Consider the following 20,839-nt stretch of genomic DNA (forward strand, 5'->3'; position numbering starts at 1 on the left):
ACACCTCCGATTTTTGCCTTCGCAAATATAAATCTTTAGTCAAATGCACAATACTGCCACACGAGTAAATGATTTAATTATTTGTTTCAAATAAATCAATAACTAAAAACTAAACAATGAAAAACTATGAAAAGAAAACTTTTAATTTTATTCGGATTATTGCTGTTTCAGTCTTCAATTGCGCAGGCTGAGTTGGTCGGATCTAATGAATACGGTCGGATTTTCGACATCCACTATCATCCCAGCGATCCTGGAAGATTGTTTGCCTTGAGCCTACAGAACCACATCCTCACTTCTACGGACAATGGACAAAATTGGTCTGTTCATTATTCATATCCAGATAATAACGCGCGGTTGACCAATTTGAAAATTATCGATGACCATCGAATTGCCTTTGCTATTTCGCAAACTTACCATCAAAACAACATTGTCTTGCTCAATATCGATGACAATACCATTGAACATACCTTTGAAGTGCCCATTCCTAATTATCCTGAAGATGGAGGGCCTTCAGACGAGGAACATGTCAGTAAGTTCGATATCAATCCTGACAACACCAATCAACTCATTATTTACCTGCGATACAGAGTCGGATTTGGTGCGTTCTCTCGGGTGTACTATACCCAAACCGGAGGGACATCATGGGATATGATTTATTCGCATCAGGACAATAACATGATTCACGTGAACAATGTGGCTTTGGGCCGAAATATCCCACAACGCTTATATGTCGCGTTGGCTTCCGGACCCAATGATGAGGAAGGGGGCTTGCTGATATCAGACGATTTCGGGCAACATTGGACTGAAAAACTACCCGGGGTGGTGCTAGATTGTTTTGCATTTCATCCCACCGACCCGAACCATATCTTATTAGGGACGAACTTGGGATACTATGGATCCACCGAGAACCTGTATCGTTCTTATGACGGCGGAGATAATTGGGAAATCATCCCGATCCAATGGAATGATTTCCTTTCCAACGCCATATTGGATATTGAATTTGACAAAAATAATCCTGCAAGGATAATGGTTTTGGAAGAAAACGAGGTAGTATTGACTTCCAACAATTTTGAAACAAATCAAAAAACGACTTACGGTTATACTGACAGCGACTACTATTACGGGTTAAATGTGACCATGAATCCGTTCAACTCCTCGGAAATGTATCTGGCTTGCAACTATTACCCTTTCTTTTCAAACGATGGCGGACAGACCTTTACCAAGGTAAAATCCCCGTTCTTTTACTCTGAATCAGTAAGCTTAAAAAAAGACAACCAATCCAATCACCTTTTACACGGTGTTCAATTCGGACATTGCCACAGGAATCTTTCCAATCTTGTCGAAACCTCTTATGATGTCATCCCATTGCTTTATCCTGTAATGGAATCGCCAATGATTGTTTATGACAAATCAAACAGTCATTATGTAGCTAAACACTTATATGGTTTCATTGGCAATACTGTAAATATTTATAGTCAATATGGAGCGACTTTAGAAGCGTCATTTACAACAGAATGCATTGGTGTCCACGAGTATCTGACCGGTCTGGGCAAACATTGGTTGCTTTTGGCATACAACACAATAGAGGGCTATGAGTACAGCCGTTTATTTTACTACGACCCGAATGACACTAACCCAGAACTGCATGAATTGGCGCTTCCTACACAGACCTTAGGGTATAGTTTAGCAATAGCGAATGGATCTCTTTTGATTAATCTAGGTACAAAAATCTATAAACTAACAGGCAGTGTAGCGCTCCCGCAGTGGCAACTGTTAGACAATGGGCTGCAAGGGCTGGATCCCGACCACGACACTATCTTAGACATTTCACAAAATCCGTTAGATCCGCAACAAGTGACTCTGGCAACTACCGCGGGAATATATACATCATACAGCGGTGGCCATACTTGGCAATTGATTTCCAACCACGTTGTAGATAAAATAGTCCACTCGGACCTGCACCCAGAAGTGATTATCGGAGCACAGTATGATGGTCCTATTTCTAGGTTTGAAATCCATTATTCAAAAGATAGCGGTACTACTTGGGAAACCCTTAACCAAACTGACCTTTACTATATACAAAGCTATAACTGTGATTTCAATTTTAGACCGGATGATATCGAAGCCTACATCGCAACGACTGACCTTGGCGTGGTCAAACATAAAATCGATCTTACATCGTTGGGTAACCACCTTCCGGAAACAAGAAGCGAAACATTGCTTTATCCGGTTCCCACTCAGGGTAAAATTTTTGTTTATACCCCAGATGATCTCCGTCCGAAATCAGCAACTATGATTGATATGCTGGCCAGAAAACACCAATTCCCCATCGAGGATGGAACGCTTGATATTTCAGGCTTAAAATCTGGAACTTATTATATAGTGGTCGAATATGAGAATGGGCAAAAAACAACACATCGCGTTATAAAAATTTAATTTTCCGGGGTTGCCTTGATCTAAAAAAGCTGGGGAAACAGCAGCTAAAGGGGTGAGATTAGGCAACCCCAACTTTAATGTACAACCACAAAACATTATTAAAATGAAGCACTTATTAATCTTTGCAGTTGCCTTAATAACTGGATGGGCTTTTTGTCAGCAAAAAAATACCATTGGAAAATCCAAACCTTTCATAATTGGAGCTACTGAAGAACTTCAATCCAAAATCCTCGGGGAGACTAGATTGTTGAACATTTATCTTCCTGAAGGCTATTTGGCTGATGAGACCACTAAATATCCTGTGATCTATCTACTCGATGGTTCTGCTGACGAAGATTTTATCCATGTGGTCGGGCTGGTGCAATTCGACAGTTTTGAATGGGTAGATATCATACCAAAATCTATTGTGGTCGGAATCGCTACCGTAGACCGAAGACGGGATTTCACCTTCCCAACCACAGTCGAGGCAGACAAAAAAAACTTTCCTACTTCGGGACACTCAAACCAATTCATCGAATTTATTGAGAAAGAACTCCAACCTTTTATTCAAAATAGATATAGAGCTCACAGTTCCAAAACAATTATCGGGCAATCCTTAGGCGGACTTCTCGCTACAGAAATTTTATTTAAAAAACCCTCTCTTTTCAATAAATATGTTATTGTCAGTCCGAGTTTGTGGTGGGATAATGGTTCTCTTTTGAATGTTAAACCGGTATTGGTTAACAAGCCAACTGACGTATACATTGGTGTGGGGAAAGAAGGACTCGCCCCTACCGCACTACCTCGAGTCATGGAAGTAGATGCTAATCTATTGGTAGAAAAAATCAATAAAATGGAAAATAAAAAGATTAATATTCATTTTGACTATTTGCCACAAGAAGACCATGCCACAATTATGCATCAGGCGATATCGAATGCATTTAGAGTAATTTATCATAAAGAATAACGCCCCAATAATAAATTGTCGTAGAATGAATAAAGAAAATCAATGCCAAACATAACATTTATTTAACAACTCCGTTAGTAACAAACCTAAACGCTTCCGGTCTTAGTGGCACACGAAAACGCAAGCTAATATTTTGAGGCGTTTGCGGTCAAAAATCAAAAAACAAACAATCAAATCATTCATGGCCAAAAAACTATTTTATTTCCCCACGTTCCTTCTTTTACTATTGGTTCAAATTGCTTTCGCACAAGACAAATTCACCATTAGCGGTACCGTTACCGACGCCAAAACCAACGAGACCATAATTGGCGTTAATGTTTTCATCCCAGAGCTCAAAACCGGAACCACCACCAACGAATACGGTTTCTATTCGATCACACTGCCCAAAGGAAATTACACCTTACAAGTAAGTTACATGAGTTTCCAGACGCAAACCGAAACCATCAATCTTGAAAGAAACATCAAAAACAATTTCAAGCTTTCGGCAATCGAAGAGCAATTGCAGGAAGTGGTCATCACCGACAACCGCAAAGCCACCAACATTCGTAAGGCTGAAATGAGCGTAAACAAACTCTCCATCGCCTCGATCAAGAAAATGCCGGTCGTAATGGGCGAAGTCGACGTATTAAAATCGATTTTGTTATTGCCCGGAGTCACTAATGCCGGCGAAGGTGCCTCCGGATTCAATGTTCGCGGTGGCGCGGCAGACCAAAACTTAATCTTGCTCGACGAGGCCAACATTTTCAATTCGTCTCACGTTTTCGGATTCTTTTCCGTGTTCAACCCAGATGCAATTAAAGATTTGAAACTCTATAAAGGCGGTATTCCGGCACGATACGGTGGCCGGGCTTCCTCAGTGCTAGACATCTATCAAAAAGACGGCTCCAGCAAAGGCTTTCACATGAATGGCGGTATTGGAGTGATTTCGAGCCGTTTGCTCGCTGAAGGCCCAATCGTGAAAGACAAAGGTTCGTTCCTGATTGGTGGCCGTGCTTCGTATGCGCACTTGTTTCTCAAACTCAACGAAGAACAAAAAAATAACACGGCTTACTTTTATGATTTGAACACCAAATTGTCGTACAAACTCAACGACAACAACAACCTTTACCTTTCAGGTTATTTTGGTCGTGATGTGTTCAGCATCCAGAAAAGTTTCTCTAATACGTATGGCAATGCGACATTTAATTTGCGTTGGAATCATTTGTTTTCCGATAAATTATTCTCGAACCTGTCTTTAATTTACAGTGATTATTATTACGGATTGGACTTAGGATTTATCGACTTGCGATGGGAATCAGGCATCAAAAACTATAACATCAAATACGATTTCAAGAACTACATTTCCGACAATTTCAAACTCAATTATGGGGTAAATGCGATTTATTATGACTTCAATCCGGGCACAGTCAAACCGCTTTCGAGTCAATCTGCTATACTTTACGAACAACTCGAAAAGAAAACCGCGCTAGAACCGGCAGCTTATATCGATGTGGAACAAAATGTGTCGAAAAAAATCTCACTGTCATACGGCTTGCGTTACAGTTTGTTCTACCGCATGGGCGAATCCAGCATCAACACCTACGCAGACAATAATCCTGTAGTGTTCAACCAACAGCAACAGATATACGAAAAAGCCACACCGACCGGCTCGGTCCATTACGGAAAAAATGAAGTCATTAAAAGCTACGCCAACTTTGAACCGCGTGCCTCTATTGCCTATCAAATAGATGACAACCAATCGGTCAAAGCCAGTTATCATCGCATGGTACAATACCTGCAACTGCTCTCGAATACATCCTCTCCAACACCGCTGGATGTCTGGACACCAAGTGACGAGTTCATCAAACCACAATTGGCCGACCAAGTCGCTTTGGGTTATTTCAAGAATTTCAGCAACGAGAAATACTCGCTCGAAGTAGAAGCTTTCTACAAGAAAATTAAAAACCGTATCGACTATATCGACGGTGCCAACCTTATTGCAAATGAAGCCATTGAGCAAGTTATTCTCAACGGTCGTATGCGCGCTTACGGACTAGAAATGATGCTGCGCAAAAACGAAGGCGCACTCACCGGCTGGATTTCGTATACTTTGTCTAAATCGCAACAACAAACGCCTGGCAGAACGACGGCTGAAACCGGAATCAATAACGGACAGTGGTACAATTCACTGCACGACAAAACCCACAATTTAGCCGTTACCAGCAATTACGTCTTGACCAAGAAATGGAGTTTTGGGGCCAATTTCACCCTGCAAACCGGGCAACCGGTCACTTATCCGAGAAGCTATTATCGCATCGAAGAAATTAACGTGCCGAGCTACGGCTTGAGAAACGGTAACCGTTTGCCATTGTACCACCATCTCGATATTTCGGCCACACTGACGCCGCGCAAAAACGCCAACCGCAATTGGAAAGGCGAGTGGGTGTTCAGTATTTACAACCTCTACGGACGCAAAAATGCCGCTTCGATCACCTTCCGAGAAAATGTCGATACCGGACGAAACGAAGCCGTCAGAACTTCCATTTTCGGATTCATCCCAGCAGTGAGTTATAACTTTAAATTCTAGACATCATGAAAAAATATATAGCCATACTCCCGATTTTTATCTTAGCTTTTTTAGTACAGAGTTGCGAAGAAGTCATCGATGTACCACTGGACACCGAAGCACCAAGATTGGTCATTGACGCGGGCATCAACTGGTACAAAGGCACCGCGGGCGACCAGCAGAAAATCAAACTTACCACCACAACCGGTTATTACAATACCACGGTTCCGGTAGTTTCTAATGCTACGGTTTACATCAAAAACAGCTTGAACACCACCTTCGATTTCATTGAAATTCCTGGCACCGGAGAATATGTTTGCACGAATTTCATCCCGCAAATTAACGAAACGTATACGCTCACAGTCATCAGTGGCGGCCAAACTTATACGGCTACTGAAACGCTCAAATCTGTCGCGCCGATTCAAGAAGTAATCCAGAAAAACGATGGTGGCATCCTCGGCGAAGACATCGAGTTGCGCAGCACTTTCAACGATCCGGCGCTAGAGGAAAATTATTATATGTACCGCTTTAAATATTCCAACCGCGCCAAAGTCGATTATTACGTAGATGAAGACCGCTTCTACAACGGCAACACCTTTTACAGCATCACAGACAACGACGATCTCAGCGCAGGCGATGTGGTAGAAATTACACATTACGGTATTTCGCGTTCGTCTTACAATTACATGAATATTTTGCTCAGTGTAGCCGGAAGCAATAATGGCGGGCCATTTCAATCACCACCGGCAACGGTTCGAGGCAATATCGTGAACCAAACCAATTTCGACAACTACGCACTAGGTTTTTTCAGGCTCAGCGAAGTAGACACGCAAACTTACACCATCCAGTAGTAGATAATTAATAATGAATAATTTTTATATTGCATTCCACTCTAGTTATTCATTATTAATTATTCATTATTATTTAAAAAGTGTCTTCCCACCACATTGTCCGCGACGACCAAGAACCCGCGCTAATCATAGCCAACGGAGCTAGCTGCCACGACGAATTGCTCGGGCAATTGCTCGAATGGTCGCCACTAGTTATTGTTTTAGATGCTGCGATTCGGCGGGTAATCAAGCGCAACATTAAAGTTGATGTGCTGCTCGGGGATTTCGACCGCGGGTTCCAGCCCGAGGAATGGGTCAAAGAACAATACCCGATAGAAATCGTTCACGCGCCCGACCAAAACAAAACCGATCTCGAAAAAGCTTTTGATTACTTGATTGCCCGAAAAATACCTGCGGTCAACGTGATTTGGGCGACCGGAAAACGCGCCGACCATACGATGAACAACATCAGCAATATCGTGCGTTACCGAGAGCATTTGAAAATCGTCATCCACGACGACCATTCTAAAATTCACTTACTGCCGCGCTATTTCCAAAAATGGTATCCGAAAGACACTATGATTTCGCTGATTCCGATTGGCCAAGTGCATGGTGTGACTACAGATAATTTGGTTTATCCGCTACACGACGAATCGCTTCAAATGGGTTATCGCAGCGGAAACAGCAATCGCGTTGCAACAGACGGCATGGTGACAATCAGCCACTACGAAGGCGATTTGCTTTTGATGGAATGTGTGGATTAATGGGTTGTAGGTTTTTGAGTTATGGGTTGTCGTTTGTCAGTTTCGTACTGTGGAATTAAGCTTTAAGCTGACAGCTATCCGATCGAATGCTGGAATCAAAGACCAACAAGCACTTGACGACTACTCGCGAATCAACATAAACTGCGCGCGAAAACCGGTCGCCAAATACCACTGCCCGGCTGTAATCAGCTGCCCTTCATCGTCAAAAATCTGGAATTCTGCCGTATTCGGTACGGAGAAACCTTCATTAATGGCTTCGTATTCTACTTTGTTAAAGCCTTTTTCTAAACCGAGAGTGAAGGTTCTGAATTCACCCAGCAAAGTAATATCGGTCACCATTTCGCGGCCGTTGACCAACAATTTGATTTGGTCGCCATCGACTTCACCGAAATCGCGGTAAGTGATTTTCACGTGGTCTGCTTTGATTATGAACTCGCCGAAATATTCGTTCTTGCGAAAAATTTTGTTGTCCTGCCCGCCTTCTTTGAGATTGTTGTTGAGCTTTTCTTTGTAAGAATCGCCCGGATTAGCGAACTGGTTGTTCTTGACAAACTGGAGTTTTTTGTCTTCGAGTATCGACGAATTGTTATTGTTGTTCGGCTTGGCGCTTGGAGAGAAAACCGATGGCTTGAATACTTTTGGAGTGCTGAGTCCGCTACCTTGAGGCGCAATCGAATTGGAAGGGTTCAAGAATTCACTTTGTGCTAAAGCCACCGTCGAAAAAGCCAAAAAAGCCCAACCTGACCATAGTAATTTTATTGTAGTGAACTGACTCATTTTTAAGTAAAAACCATTTGGATTTCGGCGGTAAAATTATAGCTTTTGGTGGGTTGTAAACGCATTTTATCTTTTTTTTATCATTTCTTCTACTGGCAATTTTCAAGCAGTACTTTCGTTATCTTTCAACTTTGAAACAACAATTCCATGACCCATCCAAAAATTAAGATTACCAATACTGAAGTGCTTGCCGATCATTGGTATACGCTACGAAAAATCACTTTTGACTACCAGAAAAAAGACCAGAGTTGGGAAACTCAAGTGCGTGAAGCCTACGACCGCGGCAACGGTGCTACTATCCTACTCTACAACAAAGCTAACAAAACGGTCATTCTGACACGGCAATTCCGAATGCCCACTTACCTAAACGGGAACGAAACCGGAATGCTCATCGAAGCTTGCGCGGGCGTTCTCGAACACGACAACCCCGAAGATTGTATCCGGCGCGAAACCGAAGAAGAAACCGGTTATCTGGTGAGCGATGTAAAAAAAATATTTGAAGTTTATATGTCGCCCGGTTCGGTAACGGAAATCGTGTATTTTTTTGTCGGTGAATACACCAAAGACATGAAAATTGCCGAAGGCGGCGGCGTGGCGGACGAACAGGAAAATATAGAAGTACTCGAATTTGGTTTTGAAGAAGCATACCACATGATTGCGACCGGTGAAATCAAAGATGCCAAAACGATTATGTTGCTGCAATATGCTAAAATTAACAGATTGGTCTGACAGGTCTTTGTTGTGAGTTGTGGGTGAGATTACGGAAAGTTGACTTTTTTTAGAGGCACTTCGTGTAGACCGCTGCGCTGCTAGATTGTTTACGGAAAATCGAACCTTATTTTTTTGAAGTTCATTTTTTTTTTTTTTAGATTAAAATGCTTGTTCGCCTTTGATTCCAGAGCTCAGGCTAACAGCTAACAGCTAAAAGCTGACAGCTAATCAGACACCGCTAATTCAGCACAAACCCATCAACTCACAACTGAATCCCGAAGACTGACGACCAACGACCGACGACTGATGGCTGAAAGCTAATAGCTGACAGCAAATTCCACCTAAATTACCTGATTACCCTGAACCCCTAGCCCTGATTGGAGCTAGCTACCGTGTAGCGCGGAAAGCAGGTTCCCGGCTTCAAATAAAAGTTATCGGTTGACCTTTGTCGATTGTCGGTTAGATTACGGAAATTTGTACTTTCGCATTTCAATTTAAATGCTACTACAGCACACCTGTTGACCATAAATTCCACTAAACAAAACCTACAACTTACAACCTACAACTGAACCATGAAATTCCAAGTTATCTCCGATTACCAACCCAAAGGCGACCAACCGCAAGCCATTGAAAAACTCTCTCGTGGTGTGCTCGACGGCGAGAAATTCCAGACTTTGCTGGGTGTGACCGGTTCGGGAAAAACTTTTACCATTGCCAATGTGATTCAGGAAATCCAGCGGCCGACTTTGGTTTTGGCGCACAACAAAACACTCGCAGCCCAGTTGTATTCGGAGTTCAAGCAGTTCTTTCCGCACAATGCCGTCGAGTATTTCGTTTCTTATTACGACTATTACCAGCCGGAAGCCTTTATGCCCGTGACCGGTGTGTTCATCGAAAAAGATTTATCGATTAACGATGAGTTGGAAAAAATGCGTTTGAGTACGACTTCTTCTTTGCTTTCCGGGCGTCGCGATGTGCTGGTTGTAGCTTCGGTTTCTTGTTTGTACGGTATTGGAAATCCGGTCGAGTTTCAGAAAAACGTGATCAGTTTGATGCGCGACCAAGTGCTTTCTAGAACGAAACTTTTACATATGCTCGTGCAAAGTTTGTATTCACGGACTGAAGCGGATTTCAATCCGGGAAATTTCCGCATTAAAGGCGATACCGTAGAAGTGTTTCCGAGTTATGCCGACGATGCGTTCCGGATTCACTTTTTTGGTGATGAGATTGAGCAGATTGAAAGCTTCGACACCAAAACTTCTAAAGTCATCGAGCAATACGATAAGCTCAATATTTATCCGGCCAATATGTTTGTGACTTCGCCCGATGTGCTGCAAAACACCATTTGGGAAATCCAGCAGGATTTGGTTAAACAAGTCACTTATTTCAACGAAATCGGGAAAAACCTTGAAGCTAAACGCTTAGAAGAACGCACTAATTTTGATTTGGAAATGATCCGCGAACTCGGTTACTGCTCGGGCATTGAAAACTATTCGCGTTATCTGGACGGTCGTTTGCCCGGCACGCGCCCGTTCTGTTTGCTGGATTATTTCCCGAAAGATTATTTGATGGTCGTTGATGAAAGCCATGTGACGCTGTCACAAGTACACGCGATGTATGGTGGCGATAGAAGCCGCAAAGAAAACCTCGTGGAATATGGTTTCCGTTTGCCCGCCGCGATGGACAACCGACCGTTGAAGTTCGAGGAATTCGAATCGATGCAGAACCAAGTGATTTACGTTTCGGCCACACCAGCCGATTATGAATTGCAAAAAACCGACGGCGTTTATGTTGAGCAAGTGATTCGGCCTACCGGTTTGGTCGATCCGGTAATTGAAATTAGGCCTAGCTTGAACCAAATTGACGATTTGATTGACGAAATCCAGCAACGCGCCGAAATAGACGAACGTGTTTTGGTGACGACTTTGACCAAAAGAATGGCCGAAGAACTCGCGAAGTACTTGACCAAAGTGAGCATTCGTTGTCGCTATATCCATTCGGAGGTCGATACACTCGAACGCATTGAAATCATGCAGGATTTGCGCAAAGGAATATTCGACGTACTGATTGGAGTCAACCTTTTGCGTGAAGGTTTGGATTTACCCGAAGTTTCACTCGTTGCGATACTCGATGCCGACAAAGAAGGTTTCCTCAGAAGCCACCGCTCACTCACGCAAACTATTGGACGCGCCGCGCGAAACCTCAACGGAAAAGCCATCATGTATGCCGACAAAATCACCGACAGTATGCAGAAAACCATTGACGAAACCAATTACCGCAGAACCAAGCAAATCAACTTCAACACCGAAAACAACATCACTCCGATGGCGCTCAACAAAAAAATCGAAAGTGCCTTTACCAAAGTCCCGCTGGTCGATCAAGAACTCGGCTACCAAGCGCCCAAAGCAGCGGAACCAGCCGTAGAATACTTATCGAAAACGGAAGTCGAAAAACGCATCCGAGACAAACGCAAAGCCATGGAAAAAGCGGCTAAAGATTTAGATTTTATGCAAGCGGCGAAATTAAGGGATGAGATTAAGGCGTTGCAAGGGCAGTTGGGGTAAGCTAACTGCGGTCAGCAGACAGCGGTCAGCTTATATCAAGTTGTCATTAGCCCTTAATTTCACTACTCAACCATACAGCTAAAAGCTGAGAGCTGACAGCTAATTACTCTGCTCCTGAAAAACCTCTAGTAAAAATTCCGGCGCAATCATGCCCGTGGGTGAAATTTCCATGGCTTGCAAAACGCGTTTGACAGCATGCGGATTCAGGCCCATAGTTACGCCAATTTCGTTGATTGCCTTTCGTTCGCGCTCGTGCAAAATACCGTCACAATGCATTAGTAACGCCAGCCGGTAAAATTGTTGGATGCGCTGAAAATGCGACTTAATCACTACCGGATACGATTCCTGATGGAACAGTTGTTTAAAATCCTCGGGCGCAATTTGAAGTTCGTCGGCCACAAGGGTCAGAAATTGCAGTTCGCGAGGGTGCAGTTTCCCATCGACCACGGCAAACGACACCATTTCAGCCAGTAAATTCAGTTTTTCTTCGTAGGCATTCATCGTCTGGAATTTGGCGCTAATTTAGAAAAAAATCAATTCGACCATCATCAGATTTTGGGCGTGCCCCAAGGGTCGGGCTGTTCGCACTCGCTTTTTTACGCTGAACGCCAGCGCAAAAAGAGCTCAAACAAATGCTGCCATCCCTCACGCGAGAGAATGGTTGGCGATCGTCGGTCGTCGGGCGTCGGGCGCAATCAGCTTACAGCTATCAGCCATCAGCATGAAAGAGCCATCAGACTGTATTGTAAAAGCCAATTCAAAAAAACAGTATATATTTCCGTAAACGAACCAACAACCATCAACTAACAACTAGCAACTTTTTCCTATCTTCACCAGAAAAAAAATTGAAACCGATTCGCTTACTCATTGCCCTTTTGTTTTCCGCAACCGCGATAGCACAAGAACATACTGCTTCGCCACAAGTCTCGACTTTCACGCTCGAAGTGCCGCAATTGCAAACCACCAAAAAAATCTGGCTTTACTTGCCCAAAAATTACGCATCATCAACCAAAAAAAAATATCCGGTGATTTATATGCACGATGCGCAGAACTTGTTCGATGCCAAAACTTCGTTTAGTGGCGAATGGAACGTTGATGAAAAACTCGACAGCCTCAACGCGCAGGTGATTGTCGTCGGTATCGAACATGGAAATGAAAAACGCCTCGAAGAGCTTACGCCATTTAAAAATGAAAAACACGGCGGGGGCAAAGCAGATGCTTACCTAGATTTTATCGTCAAGACACTCAAACCCGAAATCGATAAAAAGTACCGCACCAAAACTGGCGCAAAACACACGACCATCATGGGCAGTTCTTTGGGCGGCTTGACTTCCTTTTATGCGGTTTTAAAATACCCGGAAGTTTTTGGCAAAGCCGGGGTTTTCTCGCCAGCATTCTGGATCAACCGACAAGGCATTACCGAAATGCTGGAAAAAACAAAGAAATTCAAGACCAAAGTGTATTTCCTTTGCGGCGACAACGAGGGCGACGACGACATGATTCGCGATTTGAATAGAATAGAATATCTGGTGAATACCAAACGCTGCGCGTGCAAAATGCTCAATAAAAAAGTGATTGTAAAAGGCGGACAACACAATGAAAAATTATGGCGCGACGGATTTGTAAATGCTTATCTTTGGCTTCTTTAGTTAATGAACAATTAATAATTAATAATGAATAATTAGAGTTGAATAATAACGATATTTTTAAGAAGCTCCGCGTGGCTTTGATGTTGCGCGATGACCAGATTGTAGACATTCTTCAATTGGTGGATTTTAGAATGTCTAAAGGCGAGATTGGCAATTTTTTCCGCAACGCCGACCATCCGAATTATATGGAATGTGGTGATCAGGTGCTACGCAACTTTCTAAACGGATTGGTGATTTACCTGCGCGGAACGAAAGAAAACCCGAAAAACCCCAACGACGTGATTGCGGTTCACCGTCAGGAAGCCCAACCCAAACCTTTTAAATCGGAAAAACCGAAAACTGAAAAGCCCAAACCCGATTCCAAGTTCAAACCAGAGTTCAAGAAAAAATTGGCCGACAAGAAACCAGCTCAGAAAATTCAAGTAGTCGAGAAAGTGAAATTCAACAACGGCAAGAAAAAGAAATCCTAATGGAAACACTGCATCGTTTATTGGTTCAGCTCGAGCATAAAATGCCATACAGAGAAGCCGCGAATGTGAAGGTTTCTGAACGGGAAGTGGCTTGGCATATTGCCCATAGTCTGAAAGTCATTTACCAAATTTCTGGCGCAATCCAGCATTCTGATCCGCAGCAATACCGCTGGCAATTCAACAAAACCCGCAGTATTGTTTTTCTGATGAACCAAATCCCGCGTGGGAAAGCCAAATCGCCACAATCGGTAATTCCCTCAGAGGATATGACTCCGACCGAATTTGAACAAGAATTCGAAAAAGCTAAGGCTGCCGTTTTGGCTTTGGATCACCTCGATGCAAAAAAATTCTTCAAGCACCCGATTTTTGGAATGCTCGATTTAAAACGCTCCAAAAAGTTCATCGCTTTGCATACTCAGCACCATTTGAAAATTATTGACGACATCATCAAGTCAATTCCTTAAGTAAGGCCGATTTAAAAACGAAAAATATATTCTCTACGCTACTGCCCTAGCCCTGATGATTTGATATTAAGAGGAGGAAGTCCAGTGGACTTCAGGTACTAGGCCTAATTTTCATTTAAAAAACAATGTTCTTGATCTTTACTAAAACCCTAGCCCTGATGGAAGTGAAAATCCTTTTGCTTCGGGGTTCGAAGTAAAAGATTGTAGCGCACAGCAGGTTCCCGGCTTCTCATTCAAAAAAACCATATCGCTCTGTTTGGCCCTATCCAAACTGTAAGTGTTCGCATAAAAAAATCCCAAGCACTGCGGTACCTGGGATTTCATTTATAATTATGGGATGCTGTTTAAGAACCCAAAGCTTTTTTCACTTGGTCTGCAGCTTCTTGGAATTGCACCGCAGATAAAATCGGCATGCCTGAATTGTCGATCATCTCTTTGGCCAACTCTGCGTTAGTTCCTTGCAAACGAACGATAATCGGCACTTTAATAGAATCGCCCATGTTTTTGTAAGCATCGATAACCCCTTGTGCTACACGGTCGCAACGCACGATTCCTCCGAAAATGTTGATCAAAATCGCTTTTACGTTCGGGTCTTTCAAGATGATTCTGAAGGCCAACTCGACACGTTTCGCATCAGCAGTTCCTCCAACATCCAAGAAGTTCGCTGGCTCGAAACCGGCGTATTTAATCAAATCCATCGTCGCCATGGCCAGTCCGGCTCCGTTCACCATACAACCTACGGTTCCGTCAAGGTCTACGTAATTCAAACCGGCAGCTTTGGCTTCTACCTCGATTGGGTTTTCCTCACGGATATCGCGCATTTCAGCATATTTCGGGTGACGGTACAAAGCATTGTCGTCAAGGTTCACTTTAGCGTCAACTGCAATGATTTTGTTATCCGAAGTTTTCAAAACCGGATTGATTTCGAACATCGTCGCATCGCAACCCACGTAAGCGTTATACAAAGCCGGAACAAACTGCGTCATTTCTTTGAACGCTGCGCCTGATAAACCTAAGTTGAACGCAATTCTTCTCGCCTGAAAAGCTTGCAAACCAACCGCCGGATCGATTTCTTCGGTGAAAATCAAATGCGGGGTTTTTTCGGCTACTTCTTCGATATCCATTCCGCCTTCGGTAGAATACATGATCATGTTGCGGCCTTTGCCACGGTTAAGTAGTACCGACATATAGAATTCAGACGTTTCACTCTCACCAGGATAATACACATCTTCGGCAATGAGCACTTTATGTACTTTTTTACCCTCCGCCGAAGTTTGTGGCGTAATGAGCTGCATGCCGATGATTTGTTCTGCCAATTCTTCTACTTGCTGTAGGTTTTTAGCGAGCTTCACACCGCCGCCTTTTCCGCGCCCGCCTGCATGTACTTGTGCTTTAATGACGTGCCATCCGGTTCCGGTTTCTGCAGTGAGTTGCTTAGCCATAGCTACCGCTTCCTGAGGATTGTTGGCCACATGACCGCGTTGTACTTTTACTCCGTAACTGGCTAGAATTTCTTTTCCTTGGTATTCGTGTATGTCCATTTTGTAGTAATTTGACTTTAAAGTGTCACAAAAATAATAAAATCAATCAAACCTAGACGGGCAAAATGGGTTTTTATTTGGAAGTTTTTTTGAAGCTGTTTCCCGCTATCCGCTCTACCTTTTCCCGCTTAAAGAAAGCGGCAAAAGGGTGCCGCTGCTATCGGGGCTAGGGCACTAGTTTCCAAAAGAAAAAACAGCTAAAAAAATCAGGCAATTAACTGCGCAACCACTTCTTGCGATACACTTTGCCACCGGAATAAACCTCCACGATATAAAAGTCTTTTTTCAAGCCCGAAACATCCACCAAATAAGTATTCTCTGCTGACTTTGGTGTTTGCAAAACAATCCGTCCAGAAAAATCAGAAATCGAAATCGACTTGCGCTCGCTTCTTTTACCGGCCACCGAAATCAAGATGTGGTCATTGTCGGCATTCGGATATACGGTTACGCCTTCTTTGTTGCCGCCCATCAGGTCAAGCCCAATTGGCGCTTCACTATCTACGGCTTCGATAGATGCATCAGTCAATCGAGACATTTCCTGCGCTTGTAGGCCAGCCACCGAAAACAATAAAAAGACAATAAGTTTTCTCATACTTTGTTGGAAGTCGATGCAAATAAACGATATTTTTTGTATTTCGTCGATATACTTCAAACTTTAACAGCTTAAATTTTCCTTAAGATTTTACGAAAACGTTTGAAGGTTAAATTCTCTTGTAATTATTTGCAAACCAACGATTGTAACAATAGATTTGTCAAAAATCCACACTTATGCAACCCAAAGAATTGCTCGCTTTAGCCCAAGAATTCGGCTGCCCGCTATACGTTTACGACGCAGCGAAAATCAAATCGCAATACGACCGATTGAAAAATGGCTTTTCTAAAGTAGCGCGCGTGAGAATCAATTATGCCGTAAAAGCCTTGTCTAATGTAGCGGTGTTGCAATACATGAAAGTTATCGGGGCCAACCTTGACACGGTTTCGATTCAAGAAGTACGGCTCGGGTTGTACGCCGGTTTTGCTCCTGAGCAAATTATCTTTACCCCAAATGGCGTTTCGTTTGAAGAAATTGAAGAAGCCGCCGCTTTAGGTGTTCAAATCAATATTGACAATCTTTCCGTATTAGAACATTTCGGCACCAAGCATCCGCGGGTTCCGGTTTGTATCCGCATCAATCCGCACGTGATGGCAGGCGGACACACCAATATCTCGGTCGGCCATATCGATAGCAAATTCGGAATTTCTATCCACCAAATGCCACATCTGTTGCGCATCGTAGAAAATACAGGCATGCACATCAATGGCATTCACATGCATACCGGCTCGGACATTCTCGACATTGAAGTTTTTCTATACGCATCAGAGATTTTGTTCGACGCCGCAAAACATTTCAAAACATTGGATTTTCTTGACTTTGGTAGTGGTTTTAAAGTACCGTACAAAAAAGGCGACATCGAAACCGACATTGAAGAATTTGGCCAAAAGCTCAGCAAACGTTTCAACGCTTTTGAAAAAGAATACGGCCGCGACTTGACCTTAGCTTTCGAACCCGGAAAGTACATCGTTAGCGAAGCCGGCTTTTTTCTGGCTAAAGTGAATGTAGTCAAACAAACGACTTCAACGGTTTTTGCTAGCATCGACAGCGGCTTCAACCATTTAATCCGTCCGATGTTTTACGGCTCACAGCACGCTATCGAAAACATTTCCAACCCCAAAGGAAAAGAACGTTTTTACAGCGTAGTCGGCTACATCTGCGAAACCGATACGTTTGCCAATAATCGCAGAATTGCCGAAATTACCGAAGGCGACATACTTTGTTTCCGAAATGCCGGTGCTTATTGTTTTACGATGGCATCCAACTACAACTCGCGTTATAAACCTGCGGAAGTTTTATTCAAAGACGGTAAAGGCATCCTGATTCGGGAGCGCGAAACTTTTGAGGATTTGCTGCGAAACCAGATTCTGTTGGATTAAAAAAAGCTCGCAAAGCCGCGAAGTCGCAAAGTGGTATGGAACACTTTCTATTGTTGCTTTTCTTTTTTTTGGATTTCCAGTTAATAGGTCGAAGATTGCTATTTGTTGGCTTCTTCTGTTTCGGCAAACACCAAATCCGCTTCGGGAAAAATCGAATCGTTTTCAGAAAAATCGAGCACCTCGGCTGCGGGAATGTGTTGGGCTATTTCATTGATTCCTTTGAGCATCAAGAGTTCGGTGGTATACTTTCGGCTATTGGCCAAAATAAAACCGTCTTTCGAAAGCCTGAAAAAATATTTCCCGCCTGCATTACGAATTTTGGTTATCGCAAACAATTCAAAATGTTGTTGGAACCCGCCAATGAGTTTTTCACAATCTGATTTTTGTTTGTAGCTGATGCTCGTAAAAATAGTCTTGCCGCGCCGGGTGGCGAAGATGAATTTATAATCTCCGTTGTCGCGTTTGCTGATGACGAATGTTCCCAAAAGTGTGTTTTTATAATGCGCCAAAACTAAACATATCCGAAAAAATGTTCGTCGGAAATTATCAACAGGAACTTAATTTACAGGAAAATGACGATTCTATTCTAATCATTATTAATGCTTTAAATCCCGATTTTCATTTGAAAAAAATATTACTTTTATTGAAAAAACTAAGTATGAAAACAAAATTACTCACGCTAGCTTTAGGCCTTAGTGCTGGTTTATGGGCACAACCTACTTGGCAAGAAATCTTACCAGAATCTAATGGTTCTAGGTATGACGATGTGTTTTTCTTGAATCCGAATTTGGGTTGGGCAGCCGGTAGCGGAGGCTTCGTTTACAAAACTCAGGATGGTGGTGCCCATTGGGAATTACAACTGGATTTGGGCGATATCTACATCCGTAATATCGAATTCCTCAATGAGAATGTAGGCTTTCTCGGCACACTAAACGGCGGTTTTTACAAAACCAATGATGGCGGAAATCACTGGACTTTGGTTAACAATGTTGTGCCCGCTAACGGAAATGAAGAACCCAACGACGTAATTTGCGGGCTTGACGCGGTGGGCACGCATACCATTTACGGTTGCGGAACTTATTTCGGTCCGGCTTATATTATCAAATCTGTTGACAGCGGCGCCACTTGGCAGTTTATCGATATGAGTGCTTATGCCGAAAGTTTGGTGGAAGTTTTATTCGTCGATGAAAATACTGGCTTTGCTTCTGGCGGCAACAGCAACGGTGGCGTGATTCTCAAAACCACTAATGGTGGCGCAAGTTGGACCGAAATTTACCATACCGGAATCAATGGCGAATGGGTTTGGAAATTACAACGCCTTTTCTCTAATCCGGAAATCATGTTCGGCTCGGTAGAGTCAATGGCGCCTCTGAATGGCAAATTGGTAAAATCTGTTGATGGCGGCCAAAACTGGGTTTCAAAAGAAGTGCCTGATACCGATATTCAAGCGGTAGGTTTCAATACTGAAAATCATGGCTGGATGGGCGGACATCACACCGGATTTCTCGAAACCTTTGATGCGGGCAATACTTGGACTAACACCGGTTTTGGCGGCAGTCTGAACCGAATTCAGTTTTTTGATGAAAATCTGGCATATTGTGCTGGCAATGGAATCTATAAATTCTCCGATGAAAATCTAGGCACTACTCATCCTTCGGGAAATGCCGAAAGAGAAAAGCTTGAAGTGCACATAGCGCCCAATCCGGTGGGCAATCAATTGGAATTCAATGTTAATTTTAAAAGTGCCGATCATATCATCTTAAGGCTTTTTGACAACAACGGCAAATGGATTACGGAATTCAAAACAGAAAGAATTACTTCAGCGGGGAAAAAAAATTATAGCTTTCCGTTTCCTTATCCCGCCGGAACTTACTATTTGAGTTTGCACAACGACTCGGGCGAACAAGCTGAAAAAATTATTAAAAAATAGTTACTGCTTCAGAAATTTCAAGGTTCTTACTAGAGCGTCAGTTTTAATTTCCAGCATATAAATTCCCGATTGTAAATAGGTTGTTTCTAAAACCAAGGTCGTCTGGCTTTGGTTTTCTTTTTGCACCATCAATTGGCCTAGATTATTGTAAATCCTAATATGCGTAGGCTCGGTTCCGAGGTTTGAAACCGTCAATTCGTCGTTGACAGGATTGGGGTAAAGTTGAACTTCAGCTTTAGTAAAATCAACAGCAGCCAATGGTGTACAATTACCGGCTGCCTCAAACGGATGGAACCAGCGCAAGGCACTCTGCAAAATCGAACTTTCATCATTGTTCCCAACATCGCGGCACAGCCACGCGCCGGCTATGGAATTGGTTTCACATTTCGGCACTAGCGCAAAACCTTCTATGTTGTCATTCGCATCAAACGTATCGGGAATATTGAACTCATTGGTCACAGCAAATTTCCTTTCTCCGCTAATCATACCCGACGACAAATTCGTGACTTCGAGTTTATTGTTTCCTGAAATATTGTGCAGTATATATAACAAACCGGTGCTTCGGTCAAAAGCCAAATCACAGCTTTCTTCGCGACTGGTTTTGTACTTGCCGACGTATGCAAAATCATTGTTCGTGTTCGGATTTACATCGAAAACCCAAACATAACCACCGTCTTGATGCGCCACAAAAAACAAACCGCCCAAACCTTTGGTAGAAGTATACAATTGACCGGTTTGCTCGCTGATAAAACCCGCAGCACTCAAAAAACTGTCGGGTACAAACACGATGCCTTCCGGGCCGGTATTTCCGGTATCTTCCATGGGCGATGGCGCGTTGAGCAAATTCCAATGTTTAAATTCTGTAACCGAAGAAAAATTAGCCGTGTAAGTATACCGACGGATTTCGTAATTGTTCTCATCCATCGTATAGAATTCGTTGGCGGAAAGATTGGCTTGGGTAATGCCTTCTGGACCACCTTCAATAGTTTTATTGGCGATTTGGGTAAAACCACTGGCAATAGCATTCCATTGCAAAACCCGAACACGACCATCATTCTGCACGGCATACAACCGATTGTTTACAGGATTAAAATGCAGCCCGCTCAAATCATTAACTCCAGCGGCATCCATGATATTAGTCAGATTGATACCATTGGTCCACGGTGAGGCTGGCCAAGCTTGTGCCTGAAGATTGAAAACTGATAATAAAGCCAAGCAAACATTCAAAAACCTGATCATGC

At 43.1% G+C, this 20,839-nt stretch carries 18 protein-coding genes; 12 read left to right on the forward strand and 6 right to left on the reverse strand.

Going from position 1 to position 20,839, the window contains the following annotated elements; translation table 11 throughout:
* Window positions 1-126 precede the first annotated feature (126 nt).
* The 5 genes from G4D82_RS03070 (at window position 127) to G4D82_RS03090 (ending at window position 7,521) form a co-directional block, all read left to right on the forward strand.
* Window positions 127-2,436, forward strand: a complete 2,310-nt coding sequence (locus G4D82_RS03070; RefSeq protein ID WP_166334385.1) for a T9SS type A sorting domain-containing protein — start codon at window positions 127-129, stop codon at window positions 2,434-2,436.
* A 103-nt stretch (window positions 2,437-2,539) separates the two neighbouring features.
* Window positions 2,540-3,382, forward strand: coding sequence for an alpha/beta hydrolase (locus tag G4D82_RS03075; RefSeq protein ID WP_166334387.1), 843 nt, complete (start codon window positions 2,540-2,542; stop codon window positions 3,380-3,382).
* Between the two features lie 181 nt (window positions 3,383-3,563).
* A complete protein-coding gene (locus G4D82_RS03080) occupies window positions 3,564-5,948 on the forward strand; it encodes a TonB-dependent receptor (RefSeq protein WP_166334389.1) in 2,385 nt (794 codons plus the stop codon).
* 5 nt (window positions 5,949-5,953) lie between these two features.
* Window positions 5,954-6,778, forward strand: a complete 825-nt coding sequence (locus G4D82_RS03085; RefSeq protein ID WP_166334391.1) for a DUF4249 family protein — start codon at window positions 5,954-5,956, stop codon at window positions 6,776-6,778.
* Between the two features lie 80 nt (window positions 6,779-6,858).
* Entirely contained in the window at window positions 6,859-7,521 is a 663-nt protein-coding gene (locus tag G4D82_RS03090) for a thiamine diphosphokinase (protein ID WP_166334393.1), read from the forward strand.
* A gap of 120 nt (window positions 7,522-7,641) precedes the next feature.
* Here G4D82_RS03090 and G4D82_RS03095 read toward each other — a convergent pair whose 3' ends face one another.
* Window positions 7,642-8,298, reverse strand: coding sequence for a hypothetical protein (locus G4D82_RS03095; protein WP_166334396.1), 657 nt, complete (start codon window positions 8,296-8,298; stop codon window positions 7,642-7,644).
* A gap of 147 nt (window positions 8,299-8,445) precedes the next feature.
* Between G4D82_RS03095 and nudK the strand changes: the two genes are divergently transcribed.
* Both nudK and uvrB read left to right on the forward strand, forming a co-directional pair.
* A complete protein-coding gene (gene nudK, locus G4D82_RS03100; protein ID WP_166334398.1) occupies window positions 8,446-9,027 on the forward strand; it encodes a GDP-mannose pyrophosphatase NudK in 582 nt (193 codons plus the stop codon).
* 554 nt (window positions 9,028-9,581) lie between these two features.
* Window positions 9,582-11,573: an excinuclease ABC subunit UvrB gene (gene uvrB, locus G4D82_RS03105; protein WP_166334400.1), complete on the forward strand. Its 1,992-nt coding sequence runs from the start codon at window positions 9,582-9,584 to the stop codon at window positions 11,571-11,573.
* A 99-nt stretch (window positions 11,574-11,672) separates the two neighbouring features.
* Here uvrB and G4D82_RS03110 read toward each other — a convergent pair whose 3' ends face one another.
* Entirely contained in the window at window positions 11,673-12,074 is a 402-nt protein-coding gene (locus G4D82_RS03110; protein ID WP_166334403.1) for a TerB family tellurite resistance protein, read from the reverse strand.
* Between the two features lie 344 nt (window positions 12,075-12,418).
* On the opposite strand from G4D82_RS03110, the gene G4D82_RS03115 reads away from it, so the two are divergent.
* The 3 genes from G4D82_RS03115 to G4D82_RS03125 are packed head-to-tail and all read left to right on the forward strand — an operon-like array spanning window position 12,419 to window position 14,156.
* The gene (locus tag G4D82_RS03115; protein WP_166334405.1) at window positions 12,419-13,222 is read left to right on the forward strand and encodes an alpha/beta hydrolase; all 804 of its coding nucleotides are present in this window, start codon (window positions 12,419-12,421) and stop codon (window positions 13,220-13,222) included.
* 38 nt (window positions 13,223-13,260) lie between these two features.
* The gene (locus G4D82_RS03120; RefSeq protein ID WP_166334407.1) at window positions 13,261-13,692 is read left to right on the forward strand and encodes a DUF1456 family protein; all 432 of its coding nucleotides are present in this window, start codon (window positions 13,261-13,263) and stop codon (window positions 13,690-13,692) included.
* Window positions 13,692-14,156, forward strand: coding sequence for a DUF1569 domain-containing protein (locus G4D82_RS03125; protein WP_166334410.1), 465 nt, complete (start codon window positions 13,692-13,694; stop codon window positions 14,154-14,156). Before G4D82_RS03120 ends, G4D82_RS03125 begins: the two co-directional genes overlap by 1 nt.
* Window positions 14,157-14,500: 344 nt before the next feature.
* On the opposite strand, the gene sucC is transcribed toward G4D82_RS03125, so the two are convergent.
* Together sucC and G4D82_RS03135 are read right to left on the reverse strand one after the other, a co-directional pair.
* Window positions 14,501-15,697, reverse strand: coding sequence for an ADP-forming succinate--CoA ligase subunit beta (gene sucC, locus G4D82_RS03130; protein WP_166334412.1), 1,197 nt, complete (start codon window positions 15,695-15,697; stop codon window positions 14,501-14,503).
* 214 nt (window positions 15,698-15,911) lie between these two features.
* Entirely contained in the window at window positions 15,912-16,289 is a 378-nt protein-coding gene (locus tag G4D82_RS03135; RefSeq protein WP_166334414.1) for a T9SS type A sorting domain-containing protein, read from the reverse strand.
* Between the two features lie 176 nt (window positions 16,290-16,465).
* Between G4D82_RS03135 and lysA the strand changes: the two genes are divergently transcribed.
* On the forward strand, window positions 16,466-17,668 hold the full coding sequence (lysA, locus tag G4D82_RS03140) for a diaminopimelate decarboxylase (RefSeq protein ID WP_166334416.1): 1,203 nt from the start codon (window positions 16,466-16,468) through the stop codon (window positions 17,666-17,668).
* A 98-nt stretch (window positions 17,669-17,766) separates the two neighbouring features.
* Here lysA and G4D82_RS03145 read toward each other — a convergent pair whose 3' ends face one another.
* On the reverse strand, window positions 17,767-18,153 hold the full coding sequence (locus G4D82_RS03145; protein WP_166334418.1) for a YegP family protein: 387 nt from the start codon (window positions 18,151-18,153) through the stop codon (window positions 17,767-17,769).
* A gap of 173 nt (window positions 18,154-18,326) precedes the next feature.
* Between G4D82_RS03145 and G4D82_RS03150 the strand changes: the two genes are divergently transcribed.
* Window positions 18,327-19,598, forward strand: coding sequence for a T9SS type A sorting domain-containing protein (locus G4D82_RS03150; RefSeq protein ID WP_235924293.1), 1,272 nt, complete (start codon window positions 18,327-18,329; stop codon window positions 19,596-19,598).
* Here the strand turns inward: G4D82_RS03150 and G4D82_RS03155 are convergent, their stop codons facing one another.
* Entirely contained in the window at window positions 19,599-20,837 is a 1,239-nt protein-coding gene (locus tag G4D82_RS03155) for a T9SS type A sorting domain-containing protein (RefSeq protein ID WP_166334420.1), read from the reverse strand.
* Between the last annotated feature and the right edge of the window lie 2 nt (window positions 20,838-20,839).

Source organism: Flavobacterium lotistagni, from assembly GCF_011392125.1.
GTDB classification, from domain to species: Bacteria; Bacteroidota; Bacteroidia; order Flavobacteriales; family Flavobacteriaceae; genus Flavobacterium; species Flavobacterium lotistagni.

Bases quoted from the DNA above. Each gene is read 5' to 3' on its own strand.
- G4D82_RS03070 (WP_166334385.1), top strand. From the start codon at position 127: ATGAAAAGAAAACTTTTAATTTTATTCGGATTATTGCTGTTTCAGTCT.
- G4D82_RS03075 (WP_166334387.1), top strand. From the start codon at position 2,540: ATGAAGCACTTATTAATCTTTGCAGTTGCCTTAATAACTGGATGGGCT.
- G4D82_RS03080 (WP_166334389.1), top strand. From the start codon at position 3,564: ATGGCCAAAAAACTATTTTATTTCCCCACGTTCCTTCTTTTACTATTG.
- G4D82_RS03085 (WP_166334391.1), top strand. From the start codon at position 5,954: ATGAAAAAATATATAGCCATACTCCCGATTTTTATCTTAGCTTTTTTA.
- G4D82_RS03095 (WP_166334396.1), bottom strand. From the start codon at position 8,298: ATGAGTCAGTTCACTACAATAAAATTACTATGGTCAGGTTGGGCTTTT.
- nudK (WP_166334398.1), top strand. From the start codon at position 8,446: ATGACCCATCCAAAAATTAAGATTACCAATACTGAAGTGCTTGCCGAT.
- uvrB (WP_166334400.1), top strand. From the start codon at position 9,582: ATGAAATTCCAAGTTATCTCCGATTACCAACCCAAAGGCGACCAACCG.
- G4D82_RS03110 (WP_166334403.1), bottom strand. From the start codon at position 12,074: ATGAATGCCTACGAAGAAAAACTGAATTTACTGGCTGAAATGGTGTCG.
- G4D82_RS03125 (WP_166334410.1), top strand. From the start codon at position 13,692: ATGGAAACACTGCATCGTTTATTGGTTCAGCTCGAGCATAAAATGCCA.
- sucC (WP_166334412.1), bottom strand. From the start codon at position 15,697: ATGGACATACACGAATACCAAGGAAAAGAAATTCTAGCCAGTTACGGA.
- G4D82_RS03135 (WP_166334414.1), bottom strand. From the start codon at position 16,289: ATGAGAAAACTTATTGTCTTTTTATTGTTTTCGGTGGCTGGCCTACAA.
- lysA (WP_166334416.1), top strand. From the start codon at position 16,466: ATGCAACCCAAAGAATTGCTCGCTTTAGCCCAAGAATTCGGCTGCCCG.
- G4D82_RS03150 (WP_235924293.1), top strand. From the start codon at position 18,327: ATGAAAACAAAATTACTCACGCTAGCTTTAGGCCTTAGTGCTGGTTTA.
- G4D82_RS03155 (WP_166334420.1), bottom strand. From the start codon at position 20,837: ATGATCAGGTTTTTGAATGTTTGCTTGGCTTTATTATCAGTTTTCAAT.